Raw genomic sequence first — 16,271 nt, 5'->3', positions numbered from 1 at the left:
GGCTTAATATTACATAAACATATTACTGTTTATTAATGTAGCACGCCGCCCTCTTAAGTCAAATTGATTGATAAATAAATTTAAACGAAGCGGGAAAACAGGATGATGATGTGTGATGATAGTCGGGCTGGATAACTGGATTTATAATACAAAAAAAGGCGTTAAAAACGCAGGGAAATTATTAGTAAGCAAATAATCCCTTATTGTGATATTAAACGGTCTCGCCACCCTTAATAACATTCATATAACATATATCTTATCAACACGATGAATAAACAGCCAATATATTATTGCATGAATAAGTAACCGAATGCCCCACCTGTTTTTTAAAGTCGGGGCATTCGGTTTTTACAAAATTATGTTATCAGGTGTGTTTAAAGCTGTTCTGCTGGGCTATACCCTGCAGTTTCGGGTGATCGCTGAGGTATTTCAGGGAGGCTTTGTAGTCTTCCAGTAACAGTTCAGCAAAGTCCATTTCGAAGCCACGACGGCACATAATGCGCATCACCACGATGTCGGTGGCTTCACCGCCGAGGGTGAAGGCCGGAACCTGCCAGCCGCGCAGACGCAGACGTTCAGAGAGGTCATACAGGGTGTATCCCGGATCTTCACCATCTTTCAGTTTGAAGCAAACCGCCGGGATGCCTTCATCCGGGCGACCGGTACAGATGAACTCATACGGCCCCAGTTTGGCGATTTCATCCGCCAGATAAGCGGCAACCTGGTAGGAAGCGTTCTGTACTTTGGTATAGCCTTCACGACCGAGGCGCAGGAATTCATAATACTGTGCAATCACCTGACCCGCCGGGCGGGAGAAGTTGATGGCGAAAGTCCCAATCTGACCACCGAGATAGTCAACGTTGAACACCAGTTCCTGCGGCAGCGCTTCTTCATCACGCCAGATAACCCAGCCGCAGCCCAGCGGAGCCAGACCGAATTTATGGCCTGAAGCACTGATCGATTTCACACGCGGCAGGCGGAAGTCCCAGACGATATCCGGGGCGACGAACGGTGCCAGGAAGCCACCGCTGGCGGCGTCGATGTGCATGTCGATGTCGATACCGGTGTCAGCCTGGAATTTATCCAGCGCATCGTGCAGCGGTTGCGGGAATTCATAGTTACCGGTGTAGGTCACGCCGAAAGTCGGCACCACGCCGATGGTGTTTTCGTCGCAGGCTTCAATCATGCGTTTCGGATCCATAAACAACTGACCGGGGCGCATAGGGATTTCACGCAGCTCCACATCCCAGTAACGGGCAAATTTATGCCAGCAGATTTGTACCGGGCCGCACACCAGATTAGGTTTATCCGTTGGCTTGCCTGCGGCTTCCATACGCTTGCGCCAACGCCATTTCATCGCCATCCCGCCGAGCATACAGGCCTCGGAAGAGCCAATGGTGTTGGTGCCAACGGCCTGACCATTTTTCGGCGCAGGCGCATGCCACAGGTCAGCAACCATGTTTACGCAACGCAGGTCGATAGCTGCAGATTGCGGATATTCTTCTTTGTCGATCCAGTTTTTGTTGATCGACAAATCCATCAATTTATGGACGTTTTCGTCGTCCCAGGTCTGGCAGAAAGTGGCCAGGTTCTGACGAGCGTTGCCATCAAGATATAATTCATCATTGATAATCTGGAATGCGACATCATCGCGCATTTCGTGCAGCGGAAATCGTTTTGACTCCGCGATAGTAGAAATGGCCTTTGCGCCAAAACGTGAATCGAGTAGTTCTGAGCGGAAATCCGTTAACAGCTTCTGGTCCATTTCGAACTCCTTAAATTTATTTGAAGGCAATAAAAAAGTAGGATTTATCCGCAATGGAAGCAAGGCATTACAGGCTTAATTTAAATAACAAAATCCTAAGCAGAAAAACGACTTTTTATAATATAAAAATTTAACATGATAATATTAAAAACAGACTTTATTGTCGTAATAAAAATCGCCCAAACATTCCTGTTCGGGCGATCAAATTAATTATTGTTTATCCTGCATATACGGCGTATATACCCCGTTCAGACTGTGCAGGAAAGCTACGATATCATCCACATCCTCCTGCGGCAGCTCTTTGCCTACCTGATAGCGCAGCATCAGTTTTACCGCCCCGTCCAGCGTCGGCACGTCACCGCGATGGAAGTACGGTGCCGTTAAAGCAACGTTACGTAAACCGGGTACTTTCTGACGCAATTTATCACGCTCTTCTTTAGTAACATTCATACGACCAATATCCGCCGCCGTAATTTCACCAAAGTTAAAGTCTTTTTTCAGCCCCAACGGCTCGAAAGAACGTCCGCCGAGAATAATACCACCATGACAAGTTGCACATTTATTATCTTTAAATAATTGATAGCCTTTTTTCTGTTTCGCCGTCAGCGCATTCTCATCTCCACGCAACCATTTATCAAATGGGGAATCCGGCGTAATTAATGTTTTCTCAAATTCAGCAATAGCATCAGTAATATTTTCGCCACTGAAACCTTGCGGATAGACTTCGAGGAACTGCGCTTTAAGCTGCGGATCTTTTTCCAGCTTAGCAATAATTTCGTCCCAGGATTTCGACGCCATTTCAATCGGGTTCAACGGCGGTCCACCCGCCTGATCCTGCAATGTTGCCGCACGACCATCCCAGAACTGCTCAACGTTAAATACTGAGTTAAATACCGTCGGTGCGTTAATCGGTCCAACGGCACCACCAACACCAATCGACGTTTTTCTGCCATCAACGCCACCCGCATTTAACGCATGGCAATGTGCACATGAAATGGTGCTATCAGCCGATAAACGGGGATCATGATACAGCGTAAAACCCAACGCCACTTTTTGCGCATCGGTAGGCAGTTTTTGCGGAATAGGCTGCACCGGTTCATTGCGATGCTCCGGAGCAGTATCATTACTGGCGTAATATTCCGCGCGCTGTTTTGCAATCCAGTCAAGTATTTCCGCCCGCTCTTCATCACTCACCTTACCCGCCCAGTGTAGCGCGGTATAACGCGTTGGTGGCATAGTTTCATACTGCATCACCCATTCAATCTTATTCAGATCGCTTTGCGAAACGGGTTTATCTGCCAACAGAGCCGCACGCACGGCCTCGAGGTTAAAAGATTTATATCCAAGCTTAATGTCGTAATCCATCAACTGTTTCGCGCCAGGAATATAATAATAGGCGGGTAATTCTGCCGAAGGCGTATGACAATAGTCGCATCCTTTTTCGCGAAGAAAACCTAAAACCTGATTATTTTCACTGACAGCAGATGCCTGAACATCGGCCTGTTTACTGCGTTTATTATCGTGGTACCACACATAACCAGATAACCCTAAATAGCAAATCGCGACGCCAGCCAGGCCGATCGCGGTAATACGTGAGACCATTTTCATTATTCTTCCCTCACGGTGGTGAGTTATTGTGACCCAGAAAATTTTCCAGAATGCTGCAAACGTCTCTGCGAGACAAAGCCATCATAAAAAACAGGGAAATACGCTTTTTGATAGGAATCAATCAATTACATGAATATAAACTATCAATAAGATAGCCTGTACCTATTATAAAGAGCAGGGATGGCATATCATGATTGCGACGAGAGCAGGATTGAATGTTCTGAAAATGAAAAACAACACGGAATCCGTATTTTTATAAATTCTATTGATATTAGTGCGTTATATTTTTTGACAAGTTAATAAACGTGATCCACCGCACGCTTTGTCGCCCACCAGGCGGAGCGAATGACTACCCTTAAAGAAAAGCCCGATAATTAGCGACGAATTTCGGAGGTCGGATCCTTATGCTCAATCAGAAAATTCAAAACTCTAATCCAGACGAACTGATGATCGAGGTCGATCTCTGCTATGAACTGGACCCGTATGAATTAAAACTGGATGAGATGATCGAGGCAGAACCAGAACCCGAGATGATTGAAGGGCTGCCCGCCTCTGATGCGCTGACGCCTGCCGATCGCTATCTCGAACTGTTCGAGCATGTTCAGTCGGCGAAAATTTTCCCCGACAGTAAAACCTTTCCCGACTGCGCACCCAAAATGGACCCGCTGGATATTTTAATCCGCTATCGTAAAGTGCGCCGTCATCGTGATTTTGACTTGCGCAAGTTTGTTGAAAATCACTTCTGGCTGCCGGAGACCTACTCCAGCGAGTATGTATCGGACCCGCAAAATTCCCTGAAAGAACATATCGACCAGCTGTGGCCGGTGCTTACCCGCGAACCGCAAGATCACATTCCGTGGTCTTCCCTGCTGGCGCTGCCACAGTCTTACATTGTTCCAGGGGGCCGTTTTAGCGAAACCTACTACTGGGATTCCTATTTCACCATGCTGGGGCTGGCGGAAAGTGGTCGGGAAGATTTGCTGAAATGCATGGCCGATAACTTCGCCTGGATGATCGAAAACTATGGTCACATCCCCAACGGCAACCGCACCTATTATTTGAGCCGCTCGCAACCACCGGTTTTTGCGCTGATGGTGGAGTTGTTTGAAGAAGATGGTGTACGCGGCGCGCGCCGCTATCTCGACCATCTGAAAATGGAATATGCCTTCTGGATGGACGGCGCAGAATCGTTGATCCCTAATCAGGCCTATCGCCATGTTGTGCGGATGCCCGACGGCTCGCTGCTCAACCGTTACTGGGACGATCGCGACACGCCGCGTGACGAATCCTGGCTTGAGGACGTTGAAACCGCGAAACATTCTGGTCGCCCGCCTAACGAGGTGTACCGCGATTTACGCGCGGGGGCGGCCTCCGGTTGGGATTACTCTTCCCGTTGGCTGCGTGATACCGGTCGTCTGGCGAGCATTCGTACCACCCAGTTCATCCCCATCGATCTGAATGCCTTCCTGTTTAAACTGGAGAGCGCCATCGCCAACATCTCGGCGCTGAAAGGCGAGAAAGAGACAGAAGCACTGTTCCGCCAGAAGGCCAGTGCCCGTCGCGATGCGGTAAACCGTTACCTCTGGGATGATGAAAACGGTATCTACCGCGATTACGACTGGCGACGCGAACAACTGGCGCTCTTTTCCGCTGCCGCCATTGTGCCGCTCTATGTCGGTATGGCGAACCATGAACAGGCAGATCGTCTGGCAAACGCCGTGCGCAGCCGGTTACTGACACCTAGCGGGATTCTGGCAAGCGAGTACGAAACCGGTGAACAGTGGGATAAACCTAACGGCTGGGCACCATTACAATGGATGGCGATTCAGGGATTTAAAATGTACGGCGATGACCTTCTGGGTGATGAAATCGCGCGCAGCTGGCTGAAGACGGTGAATCAGTTCTATCTGGAACAGCACAAACTGATCGAGAAATACCATATTGCCGATGGTTTTCCCCGCGAAGGCGGCGGTGGCGAGTATCCGTTGCAGGATGGGTTTGGCTGGACTAACGGTGTGGTACGCCGTTTAATTGGTTTGTACGGCGAACCATAATATTTTTACAGCCAGCCGCTAACGTCCTGCTGGCTGTAAAATTATCCTCTTCAGGAGGAGATATTTAACATCATTGCCGCCTGGGTGCGATTTTTCACTTCCAGACGGCGATACAGGGATTCCAGATGCGCTTTTACCGTTCCGGTACTGATATTCAGCGCCCTGCCGATCTCCTTATTTGATTCGCCCGCCGCTAACATGGTTAAAATCTCCCGCTGGCGGGCGCTTAACGATTTGAGATCTTTAATGTCCTTTTCCGGCGTCGTTCGCCAGTCTCCCGGCAGAAACATCATCCCCATCGCCGCACTATTGACCGCCAACGCAAATGTCTCGACGGTTGAATCACGAGGCACAATGGCCAGCACATTAAAATGAATAACTTCCTGTAACCACCGTTTGTTGCAATCCGTCGCCGTAATTAACACCTTAACCTCAGGAAATTGCACCACGGTTTTTTGCAGCAACCAGTAGCAAAACTCACCATCCTGATCGCCATCGAGCATCACTAAGGCTTCAGGGTAACTTTCCAGCTTTTGCCATAACTCGTCTGCCTGACTGGCCCCCTGAATACTCACTCCTGGAATACGATGCTGTAAACTGATTTTCATTCCATGAATAAATATTGACTGCCTGTCAAACATGACTATTTGCATAACTGAATCTCCACCTGAATACGTTAAAAAGACTTAAGTAGTGGAAGGGTATTACCCGCGAGAAAAAATAAGAATTCGCCATTTGGCGGTGGCCATTCTACAGAGATGACGCGTAGAAAATAGTTACCGATATAAATAGTTACAGCTAAACGCCTGAAATTACATGTCGAGGGCACTATTTAAAACAATTTTGAGGATTTCCTTATATTGATGGCTAGTACGCATGCAATTAAAAATGAAATTCCGCGACCACAAGCCAAAATAACAAACGGCAATGAGACAAAAATAAGCACAAATAGCCAATACGTCCTCTATTCACTTTAAAGGGAATCGCTGAAAAATACGCTCTGTTTAAGGGGATTCACCTTTCTCATAAAGCTATTCTCCCCTTTTCCTACTGAGAAATCGCCACATTCGTCATGACAACATTGTGAAACCCGGCATTAGATGTTAGAAAAAACAATAAACAATGCGATATGCGCGTTACTGTTTCGATGTGAACAACAATCGGTCAAAGAAATGGATAAAATTCACGCAATGCAGTTGTTCATCAAAGTCGCGGAGCTGGAAAGTTTTTCCCGCGCAGCGGATTTCTTTGCTTTGCCAAAAGGAAGTGTTTCGCGCCAGATACAGGCACTGGAACATCAACTTGGCACCCAGCTTCTCCAGCGCACCACGCGACGGGTCAAACTCACGCCAGAAGGCATGACCTATTATCAACGGGCAAAAGATGTGTTGAGTAATCTCAACGAACTGGACGGTCTGTTTCAACAGGATGCCACCAGTATCAGCGGTAAATTACGCATCGACATCCCACCAGGAATCGCGAAAAGCCTGTTACTGCCGCGCCTGTCGGAATTTCTCTATCAGCATCCGGGAATTGAGCTGGAACTGAGTAGCCATAACCGTCCGGTAGATATTCTTCATGATGGTTTTGATTGCGTGATACGCACTGGCGCGTTATCGGAAGATGGTGTTATCGCCTGTCCCCTCGGCAAACTAACCATGGTCAACTGTGCCAGTCCACACTATCTGACACGCTTTGGTTATCCACAAAGCCCCGACGATCTGACTTCACACGCAATAGTGCGTTACACACCCCACCTGAGTGTACATCCGTTAGGTTTTGAGGTTGCCAGCGTTAATGGCGTCCAGTGGTTTAAGTCTGGCGGCATGTTGACGGTAAACAGTAGCGAAAACTATCTCGCCGCCGGTTTTGCCGGTCTGGGGATTATTCAGATCCCGCGCATTGCCGTGCGCGAAGCCCTGCGTGCCGGGCGGCTTATTGAAGTATTACCTGGCTACCGTGCCGAGCCGCTCTCCCTTTCGCTGGTTTATCCGCAGCGTCGGGAGCTTTCCCGGCGTGTAAACCTGTTTATGCAGTGGCTGGCTGGCGTAATGAAAGAGTACCTGGACTGACAGACTATACTTTTTAAGAATGATAAAGACAGAAGGATAAAAGAGCGGATGACGCAGGAAAACGAGATTAAACGTCCCACCCAGGATCTGGAGCTCGAGCCGATTAAACCGCTGGATAATAGCGAGAAAGGCGGCAAAGTTAGCCAGGCGCTGGAAACCGTCACCACTACTGCCGAAAAAGTCCAACGCCAACCGATTATTGCGCACCTGATTCGCGCGACTGAACGCTTTAACGATCGGCTGGGTAATCAGTTTGGTGCGGCTATCACCTATTTCTCATTTTTGTCGATGATTCCGATTTTGATGGTGTCGTTTGCCGCCGCTGGTTTCGTTCTGGCCTCCCATCCGATGCTGCTGCAGGATATCTTCGACAAAATTCTGCAAAATATTAGCGATCCGACGCTGGCAGCTACATTGAAAAACACCATCAATACCGCCGTTCAACAGCGTACGACGGTAGGGCTTGTCGGCCTGGCGGTGGCGCTTTATTCCGGCATCAACTGGATGGGTAACCTGCGTGAAGCGATTCGCGCTCAATCGCGCGATGTCTGGGAACGTTCGCCACAGGATCAGGAAAAATTTTGGGTTAAATATCTGCGTGATTTTATTTCGCTGATTGGTTTGTTGATTGCGCTCATTGTGACGCTTTCGATCACCTCGGTTGCCGGTTCGGCGCAGCAAATGATTATTAGCGCCCTGCACCTGAACAGCATTGAGTGGCTGAAACCAACGTGGCGGTTGATTGGTCTTGCGATTTCCATCTTCGCCAACTATCTGCTTTTCTTCTGGATCTTTTGGCGATTGCCGCGCCACCGTCCGCGCAAAAAAGCGCTAATTCGCGGAACATTTCTTGCTGCTATAGGTTTTGAAGTGATTAAAATCGTGATGACCTACACACTGCCATCGCTGATGAAATCTCCGTCTGGCGCAGCATTTGGCTCCGTGCTGGGACTGATGGCGTTTTTCTACTTCTTCGCTCGTCTGACGCTGTTTTGCGCGGCGTGGATTGCCACCGCCGAATACAAAGACGACCCGAGAATGCCGGGGAAAACGCAGTCTTAAAATATGCCGGATGCAGCGTAACGCCTTATCCGGCCTACGAATTTATTCGGCCTGGCTCCCCGTAGGCCGGATAAAATGCGCCAGCATCGCATCCGGCTATCATGCGCACATAACCACTTAAACTCTTCCCCAGAGCCTTTTCTGTCATCTCTTAGGAGCAAACAATTTCATTCCAACTCATTACTCCAGCATATAAATCCAGTTGGTAACTTTTATTTAACCTAAAACCAGTTTTATCCACCATTTATGAAATTATGTGAAGCATTTCATAGAAGAAAAATCACCAGCTTAAACATTATTCCCTTTTTGGCTGATTTTCGACCAACTCCGCGATTTGTTACACATTGAAATATCACTTTTGCTGTGCGTAATATGGCTATTCGTTAGCCAAAAAATAAGAAAAGATTATGCAAGCAACAGCCACAACACTCGAAAATAACCAGGAATTTACGCCGGTAAACTCACGTAATAAAGTTCTGGTTGCCTCACTCATCGGTACAGCCATTGAGTTCTTCGACTTCTATATTTACGCAACGGCAGCCGTTATTGTGTTCCCGCATATCTTCTTCCCACAGGGCGATCCTACGGCAGCAACGCTACAGTCGCTTGCCACCTTCGCCATCGCCTTCGTCGCGCGCCCTATTGGCTCTGCCGTCTTTGGTCATTTTGGCGATCGCGTTGGGCGTAAAGCGACGCTGGTCGCCTCGTTGCTAACGATGGGGATTTCGACCGTGGTGATTGGTCTGCTGCCGGGCTATGCCACGATTGGTATTTTCGCCCCGCTGCTGCTGGCACTGGCTCGATTTGGTCAGGGTCTGGGCTTAGGCGGCGAATGGGGCGGAGCGGCGCTGCTGGCAACCGAGAACGCACCACCGCGCAAACGTGCATTGTACGGCTCCTTTCCGCAGCTGGGCGCACCGATTGGCTTCTTCTTTGCCAACGGCACTTTCTTACTGCTTTCCTGGCTACTGACCGACGAGCAGTTTATGAGCTGGGGTTGGCGCGTGCCGTTTATCTTCTCGGCGGTGCTGGTCGTTATCGGCCTGTATGTTCGCGTGTCGCTACATGAGTCGCCGGTGTTTGAGAAAGTCGCTAAAGCGAAAAAGCAGGTGAAGATCCCGCTGGGTACGCTGCTGACCAAGCACGTGCGCGTCACAGTGCTCGGCACCTTCATCATGCTGGCGACCTACACGCTGTTTTACATCATGACGGTCTACTCAATGACCTTCAGTACCGCCGCCGCGCCCGTGGGTCTTGGCCTGCCGCGTAACGAAGTATTGTGGATGCTGATGATGGCAGTTATTGGTTTTGGCGTGATGGTGCCAGTCGCCGGACTGCTGGCCGATGCCTTTGGTCGTCGTAAAAGCATGGTAATCATCACCACGCTGATCATCCTGTTCGCGCTGTTCGCCTTTAACCCGCTGCTCGGTTCTGGCAACCCGATTCTGGTTTTTGCCTTCCTGCTGCTGGGGTTAAGTCTGATGGGACTGACCTTCGGGCCGATGGGCGCGCTGTTACCAGAGCTGTTCCCGACAGAAGTGCGTTACACCGGAGCATCGTTCTCTTACAACGTAGCTTCGATTCTCGGGGCTTCCGTTGCACCATATATCGCAGCCTGGTTGCAGACTAACTACGGGTTAGGTGCGGTGGGGTTATATCTGGCGGCGATGGCTGGCTTGACCTTAATCGCCCTGCTGCTGACCCATGAGACGCGACATCAATCGTTGTAATAAGAGTGAAAAGCCTGATGCGCTACGCTTATCAGGCCTGAATTTCCATAAAATATATTGAATTCGCAAGGATTTGTAGGCCGGATAAGGCGTTCACGCCGCATCCGGCAGTTTCCATCACTTCTTCATCTGCGACAAAATCGTCCGACACTGATTAGCCTCCCCTTCGGAAGGAGAGATCAGCGCCAGTAACGCCGCCGCCGGTGTTACCAGCGTTGCCAGTGCCGCCGCGACGGCTCCGCGAGCAATCAACGGTCCGGCTTTTACCCCAGCCTGCGGATTTTTAAATGTCCCACGCACATACAGCGGCGAACGCAGTGTGATAATGCGAATCCCTTTACTTTCTGGATCGATAGTCAAATCCAGTTGCTCCGAAGCAAAACTTGCCGTGCCGGTAACATTGATCAACGCATTCTCAGTATCAAAAGCAAAAATCTGCGGACGCGCCACACCGTTGGCAATATCCAGATTCGCCGCCGCGCAGTTCACCCGCACCTCATCATCACCAAATATCGCACCGACAATGTAGTTGCCGACATTCAGGCCGACAATCTCCATCAGGTTGCGGCTCACCAGCCCGTCATTCATCAACAGTTTCAGGTTGCCGTTACTGTTGCCTAAAAGCGCCGCCACCGAGTTACCGCTACCGCGTAGTTCCGCGTCACCGTTCATTTCCCCCAGCGTCTTCTGCATCAGTTCTACATCGGGCATCAGTTCTTTGAGTTTCAGCCGACGCGCCTGAATATCAGCCCGCCCTTGCATCGGCTTTTTATCGCCTTCCAGATGAATATTCGCCGCAATGCTGCCTCCCGCCATGCCAAATTTCAGCGGTTGCAGGCGCAGGTCAGCATTTTTGAGAATGATATGGGTAGAGAGATCGCTAATCGGCAAGCTACTACCATGTTCAATGCGCCGACCTTTGAAGCGGACATCGGCATCCATGACGTCCCATTTATCGGTTTCGAAGCGGTCATAAGGCAGCACTTTGCCCGCAGGCTGAACGCTTTTTTCGCCTTTCTTCTGCTCAGACCGTTTCGACTTTTCTGCACCTTTTCCAGAATCAACGCCAATCAATGGCCCTAAATCTGCCAGCCGCAATTGCCGCGATTCGACATCACCTTCCAGTTTTGGCCGTGGCTTGCCGGTGGTGTAGATCAGAGAACCGTGAATATCACTATCGCCAATGCGCCCATTAAAGCCTCGATAATCAAAGACCGACGATTTTTCAGTGTCGATTTTCGCGACCAGCCGACCATCGGTTTCAAACGGCGGGGTATCGGGCAGCAGAACGCCCGTCAGTTCATAGAGATCACCCAGCGAATCGCCAGAAAATTTAAGCCGTAAATCGACACCGCCCATCTTCATTGGGTCATTCACGACGCCATCAAAAGCGACGCGAGTATTCCCGGAGCGGAAATCAGCCTGTACCGGAAACGGTGTACCTTCGCCGCGTAGTGCCAGCATACCGCCGATTTTACCTTTGCCCGTGAGCGGTTCACCGTTATAACGTCCCTGCGCCTTCAGACCAAAAACGTAATCGCCCACCTTTTCTTTATCCGCTTTACCTTTCGATCCAGTAACTTCACTGAACGGCAGCGGCTTGCCTAACGGATCGACAAAAATTTCCAGATCCGCTTTGCTTACTTTGTCATCAATAGCGATCCGCCCTTGATCGAACAGAATATTATCCAGTCGAAACGACCACGCAGACGGCTTTGCATTCATGTCTTTGTTGTCATCATTGGCGAGATTAAAGGTCCAGTTATTGTTCTTTTCAGAGAGACGAATCAGACGCGCGTCGGGCTTCTCCAGTTTTATCCACGGCAGCCAGACCGTTTTGGTCAGCAACGCCAGCGGGGCCAGCGTCGCTTCTACCCGCGGCAAATGCACCATTGTTACTTCGGGAATATCCGGCGGATTGCCAAGAATGATGTCTTCTGCATGCACATGAGGCCACGGCACCCAGCTGCGCCAGCCGGTTTCTTGTTTTTGCCGCTCCCACACCACGCCCAGATCGCCACGGATAGCGAATGGACGATTCAACTCCGCAGAGACTTTCTGGTTGATGGTCGGTTTGAGTCGATTCCAGTCAAATGTTGCAATCAAAATGATCGCCACGACAATCAACAACAAGAAAGTCCCTGAAATCGCAGCGGTTATTTTGCCTGCCTTGCTCATCATTCGCTTCCTCATATTTCTTCCTGTGCCAGTCCTAAAGATAGTCCAGCCAGGCAGAAAATGAGGCAGCTTATAGCGCCAGAACTGCCGAATTCAGCGTTTCTATCGGTGCCGGGCGTGAAAGAAACCAGCCTTGTGCGGCAAATGCAGGCGAATTTTGTACATCGCGCCACTCTTCCTGCGTTTCCACACCTTCGACAATCACCCCGCGACAATAGCGATTCATTAGATGTAAAAGCTGAGAAAAGAGCGTGCGTCCTTCCGGCGACTGACGCAGCATCACAAACAGCTCACGGGCGATTTTGATGTAGTCGTAACGGACTTCACTGAGCGCAGAGAAATTTGCCATCCCAGTGCCGAAATCATCCAGCCACAGCGGACCAAATTCACACATCGAGGCAAAGGTTGAGTCTTTTGGCAGGCGGATGTGTTCTACCAGTTCGAAACGCAGCCAGGGAAGATGCTCAATCTGGCGCAGGATGTTTGGTTGCTGACGCAGGGCGATGAGCGTAGGACCATCAATATTGACCGATGCCAGCAGGCCGTGCTCGACAAAGAAGTCGGCATTTTGCGCCAGCAAATCAATCTGCTCTTTCACAACCTCCATCCGATGGCTGACGGTGATTTCAGTAAAATAGCGATCCGGCGGCAGACGTTGTAAAGGGTTCGAGGGATGCGTGACCACCGTTAATAGCTCCACGGCCATTAACCGTCCGCAGGTTTGATAGATCGGCTGCCAGGTGTAAGCACGCTCACACTGCAACCAAAAACGCCGTTCCTGCAAGCTTTCGATGCTTGCTTCAGGGTTGCTTATTCGCTGGATAACCTGCCTTATCATCAAAGATGTCCTGTGTTTAAAAGTGATGCTGCCCGGACTCGACAAAGATTATCGGCGCGCAGGAGCAGAACTTTACCGCCTGACCGGGTTAAATTTCCCCACTCCACAACGGAATCTTTCAGGAATACGTTCTGGCTCAAAAAAATAATGGAACACTGTTTTAATATGGTTGACCAGCAAACCACCACAGCGCAAACTAACGCTAATTTTTTACAGATCAGGTTCACGACTATGTCCAAAAAGATTGCCGTGATTGGCGAATGCATGATTGAGCTTTCCGAGAAAGGCGCGGACGTTAAGCGCGGTTTCGGCGGCGATACCCTGAACACTTCCGTCTATATCGCCCGTCAGGTCGATCCTGCGGCATTAACCGTTCATTACGTGACGGCGCTGGGAACGGACAGTTTTAGTCAGCAGATGCTGGACGCCTGGCACGGCGAGAACGTTGATACTTCCCTGACCCAGCGGATGGAAAATCGTCTGCCGGGTCTTTACTACATTGAAACCGACAGCACTGGCGAACGTACGTTCTACTACTGGCGTAACGAAGCCGCCGCCAAATTTTGGCTGGAGAGTGAGCAATCCGCAGCGATTTGTGCAGAGCTGGCGAATTTTGATTATCTCTACCTGAGCGGGATTAGCCTGGCAATCTTAAGCCCGACCAGCCGCGAAAAGCTGCTTTCCCTGCTGCGCGAATGCCGCGCCAACGGCGGAAAAGTAATTTTCGACAATAACTATCGTCCGCGCTTGTGGGCCAGCAAAGAAGAGACACAGCAGATGTACCAGCAAATGCTGGAATGCACGGATATCGCCTTCCTGACGCTGGACGACGAAGACGCGCTGTGGGGTCAACAACCGGTGGAAGACGTCATTGCGCGCACCCATAACGCGGGCGTGAAAGAAGTGGTGGTGAAACGCGGGGCGGATTCTTGCCTGGTGTCCATTGCTGGCGAAGGGTTAGTGGATGTTCCGGCGGTGAAACTGCCAAAAGAAAAAGTGATCGATACCACCGCAGCTGGCGACTCTTTCAGTGCCGGTTATCTGGCGGTACGTTTGACGGGCGCCAGTGCGGAAGACGCGGCGAAACGCGGGCACCTGACCGCAAGTACCGTTATTCAGTATCGCGGCGCGATTATCCCGCGTGAGGCGATGCCTGCGTAAAAGCAGCATATGCAAAAGGCTGGATAAAGTGTTACCCCTCTATCCAGCTCATCCATAAATACCTGATGGTTGTGCTAACTCATCACCATCAGGCATTACTGTGCGGGTGGAATATCCGTCACTTCAGGATGTACGTCATCCGTGGCAACAGAGGTTGTGGCAGCAGTAGTAGATGGGGCCATGATTTGATCCCAGGCCGCCTGCAACGCTTTCATGTTAAATTCTGGCTCGCCTTTCGGCTGCAGAAGAATTAACGCCATATCGTTCGACAACTGCTGGCGCAGATCCTGATTTAACATCTCTACCGTCAGACTATTAAGGAAATCCTGGCGCAGTTTCTGATATTGCTCCGGCGCGATATCAACGACCTGATTTTGCAACGAACGCATCCGCTGCCCCATCAAAATATCGGTATCAGCTCGCGCATAGGCGGCAAACAGTTTCTGCAGCTCCAGTTTCTTTTGCGCCACTAACGCATTGAACTCTTCTTCCGGCAGACCTTTATCGCGAACCTTCGCTAGCTCACGCGCTACCAAATTAAGGTTGCTGTTCAGCTTGTCGTTTGGTGACTCGATGTTGATGGCACACTGCGCACGCAGATACAGCACACGGCAGTCAAATCCAAGACCGATGTCTTTGCTGTTACTGGTGCTTAACGCTTGCTGAACGTGCCAGAACAGCGCCTCACGGGCCAGGTCCGCACGCCAGTAGCGCAGCAGTGCGGCTGATTCACGAATTGGCTGCCACGGCGTATCCCACATGATAGATAACCGGTCCTGACGTACCGCATCGGTCATAATACTCACCGCTTCAGGACGCAGCGGAGAAAGCGTCGGCACCGGAGCCGGTGTTTCACGTTTGCCTTTCAGTTCGCCAAACGTTTTGTTGATTTGGTCGACAACCGAGCGCGCATCCACGTTTCCCACCACCAGCAGCGTCATTGCATCCGGGGTGTACCATTTCTGATAGAAATCTTTAATCTTTTCCGCTTCAACGGGTTGTTTCAGCGGATCGGCAGGATCATGACCTAACAAGGTTGATCCTTTCAGACGATAGCGCCACCAGCCCTCTTTAGTATCGGCAGGCCAGGTGGCCACCATGTCCTGACTTTGCAGCGCGTGGTTGATGGTTTCTGGTGTGATGGTCAGTTTGCCAGTGGCATTTGCCAGATAAGAGAGCGCTTCTTTCAGCAAGTCGTTACGGTTATTGGGCAAACTCAGATTAAACAGCGTGGTGTCATAAGAGACAATTACCGGCGGCATCGGGCGTTTAGGGTCGATCCCCTGCTGCCACAATGAACGCGCCTGTGCTGCGTCAAGGCCACCGCTTTGCGTTAACGCAATACGAGGGATGGCGTGACTGTAACCGCTCTGTTGTGTACTTTCGGCGAGCGAACCGGTATTAACCAGCAGGCGAATTTCAACGCGATCGCTGGGACGCTGGGGCGTGGTCAGCACTTGCCACTGTAAACCGTTGGAAAGCGTCCCCTGTTGCCATGCTGGATCAGGCTGGAGCGCATCTGCCTGCACATAGCCAGCAGTGGCCATCATCAGCAAACCGCCCGCTAAAAGTCGAATTTTTGTGCCCTGCATGTGAACCCCTGATCAACTATCCTGGTAATAAAAAACTGCCCGTTGTCGGTCAGTCTAAATGACATTAAAAACACTTCGTGTTAGACCGCAAGAACATGAAAATGTCACGGAAGAAGTGAAATAAACCTGAACTCACCCAGGTGGTAAGTTCAGGCACAGGGGTCAATTATGCGCAAACACCCGCACTCGGGGAAGGGAGTGCGGGCATAAG

General features: G+C 50.4%; 11 protein-coding genes. 5 read left to right on the top strand and 6 right to left on the bottom strand.

The annotated features are described in order from the left end of the window. Nucleotides 1-364: 364 nt before the first annotated feature. Together gad and ccp are read right to left on the bottom strand one after the other, a co-directional pair. Nucleotides 365-1,765 carry a glutamate decarboxylase gene (gad, locus tag QUF14_RS21610; protein WP_000372240.1) on the bottom strand — a complete coding sequence of 467 codons (1,401 nt, stop codon included), beginning with the start codon at nucleotides 1,763-1,765 and terminating at the stop codon, nucleotides 365-367. Between the two features lie 210 nt (nucleotides 1,766-1,975). Further along, nucleotides 1,976-3,373 carry a cytochrome c peroxidase gene (gene ccp / locus QUF14_RS21605; RefSeq protein ID WP_000784848.1) on the bottom strand — a complete coding sequence of 466 codons (1,398 nt, stop codon included), beginning with the start codon at nucleotides 3,371-3,373 and terminating at the stop codon, nucleotides 1,976-1,978. 404 nt (nucleotides 3,374-3,777) lie between these two features. On the opposite strand from ccp, the gene QUF14_RS21600 reads away from it, so the two are divergent. Beyond that, a complete protein-coding gene (locus tag QUF14_RS21600; protein ID WP_286333080.1) occupies nucleotides 3,778-5,427 on the top strand; it encodes an alpha,alpha-trehalase in 1,650 nt (549 codons plus the stop codon). A 50-nt stretch (nucleotides 5,428-5,477) separates the two neighbouring features. Here QUF14_RS21600 and QUF14_RS21595 read toward each other — a convergent pair whose 3' ends face one another. After that, nucleotides 5,478-6,080, bottom strand: coding sequence for a helix-turn-helix transcriptional regulator (locus tag QUF14_RS21595; protein ID WP_001167663.1), 603 nt, complete (start codon nucleotides 6,078-6,080; stop codon nucleotides 5,478-5,480). A 519-nt stretch (nucleotides 6,081-6,599) separates the two neighbouring features. On the opposite strand from QUF14_RS21595, the gene QUF14_RS21590 reads away from it, so the two are divergent. From QUF14_RS21590 to QUF14_RS21580, 3 genes are all read left to right on the top strand, one after another. Then, complete coding sequence (locus tag QUF14_RS21590; RefSeq protein ID WP_001355013.1) at nucleotides 6,600-7,499, top strand: LysR family transcriptional regulator; 900 nt, start codon at nucleotides 6,600-6,602, stop codon at nucleotides 7,497-7,499. A 48-nt stretch (nucleotides 7,500-7,547) separates the two neighbouring features. Continuing rightward, on the top strand, nucleotides 7,548-8,561 hold the full coding sequence (gene yhjD, locus QUF14_RS21585; protein WP_000191271.1) for an inner membrane protein YhjD: 1,014 nt from the start codon (nucleotides 7,548-7,550) through the stop codon (nucleotides 8,559-8,561). Between the two features lie 407 nt (nucleotides 8,562-8,968). Then, nucleotides 8,969-10,291 (top strand): MFS transporter, encoded by a 1,323-nt coding sequence (locus tag QUF14_RS21580; protein ID WP_001149027.1) that lies wholly within the window; start codon nucleotides 8,969-8,971, stop codon nucleotides 10,289-10,291. A 117-nt stretch (nucleotides 10,292-10,408) separates the two neighbouring features. Here QUF14_RS21580 and QUF14_RS21575 read toward each other — a convergent pair whose 3' ends face one another. Together QUF14_RS21575 and pdeH are read right to left on the bottom strand one after the other, a co-directional pair. After that, a complete protein-coding gene (locus tag QUF14_RS21575) occupies nucleotides 10,409-12,469 on the bottom strand; it encodes an AsmA family protein (RefSeq protein WP_024212000.1) in 2,061 nt (686 codons plus the stop codon). Nucleotides 12,470-12,539: 70 nt separating this feature from the next. Continuing rightward, nucleotides 12,540-13,307, bottom strand: a complete 768-nt coding sequence (gene pdeH, locus QUF14_RS21570) for a cyclic-guanylate-specific phosphodiesterase (protein WP_024211999.1) — start codon at nucleotides 13,305-13,307, stop codon at nucleotides 12,540-12,542. Between the two features lie 231 nt (nucleotides 13,308-13,538). On the opposite strand from pdeH, the gene kdgK reads away from it, so the two are divergent. Beyond that, nucleotides 13,539-14,468 (top strand): 2-dehydro-3-deoxygluconokinase, encoded by a 930-nt coding sequence (gene kdgK / locus QUF14_RS21565; RefSeq protein ID WP_024211998.1) that lies wholly within the window; start codon nucleotides 13,539-13,541, stop codon nucleotides 14,466-14,468. A gap of 95 nt (nucleotides 14,469-14,563) precedes the next feature. Here kdgK and QUF14_RS21560 read toward each other — a convergent pair whose 3' ends face one another. Then, nucleotides 14,564-16,060, bottom strand: a complete 1,497-nt coding sequence (locus QUF14_RS21560) for a M16 family metallopeptidase (RefSeq protein WP_001163147.1) — start codon at nucleotides 16,058-16,060, stop codon at nucleotides 14,564-14,566. Nucleotides 16,061-16,271 lie beyond the last annotated feature (211 nt).

The sequence above is a fragment of the Escherichia sp. HH091_1A genome (assembly GCF_030295175.1).
Lineage (GTDB): Bacteria > Pseudomonadota > Gammaproteobacteria > Enterobacterales > Enterobacteriaceae > Escherichia > Escherichia coli_F.
This window is presented reverse-complemented; position numbering and strand designations above follow the sequence as displayed.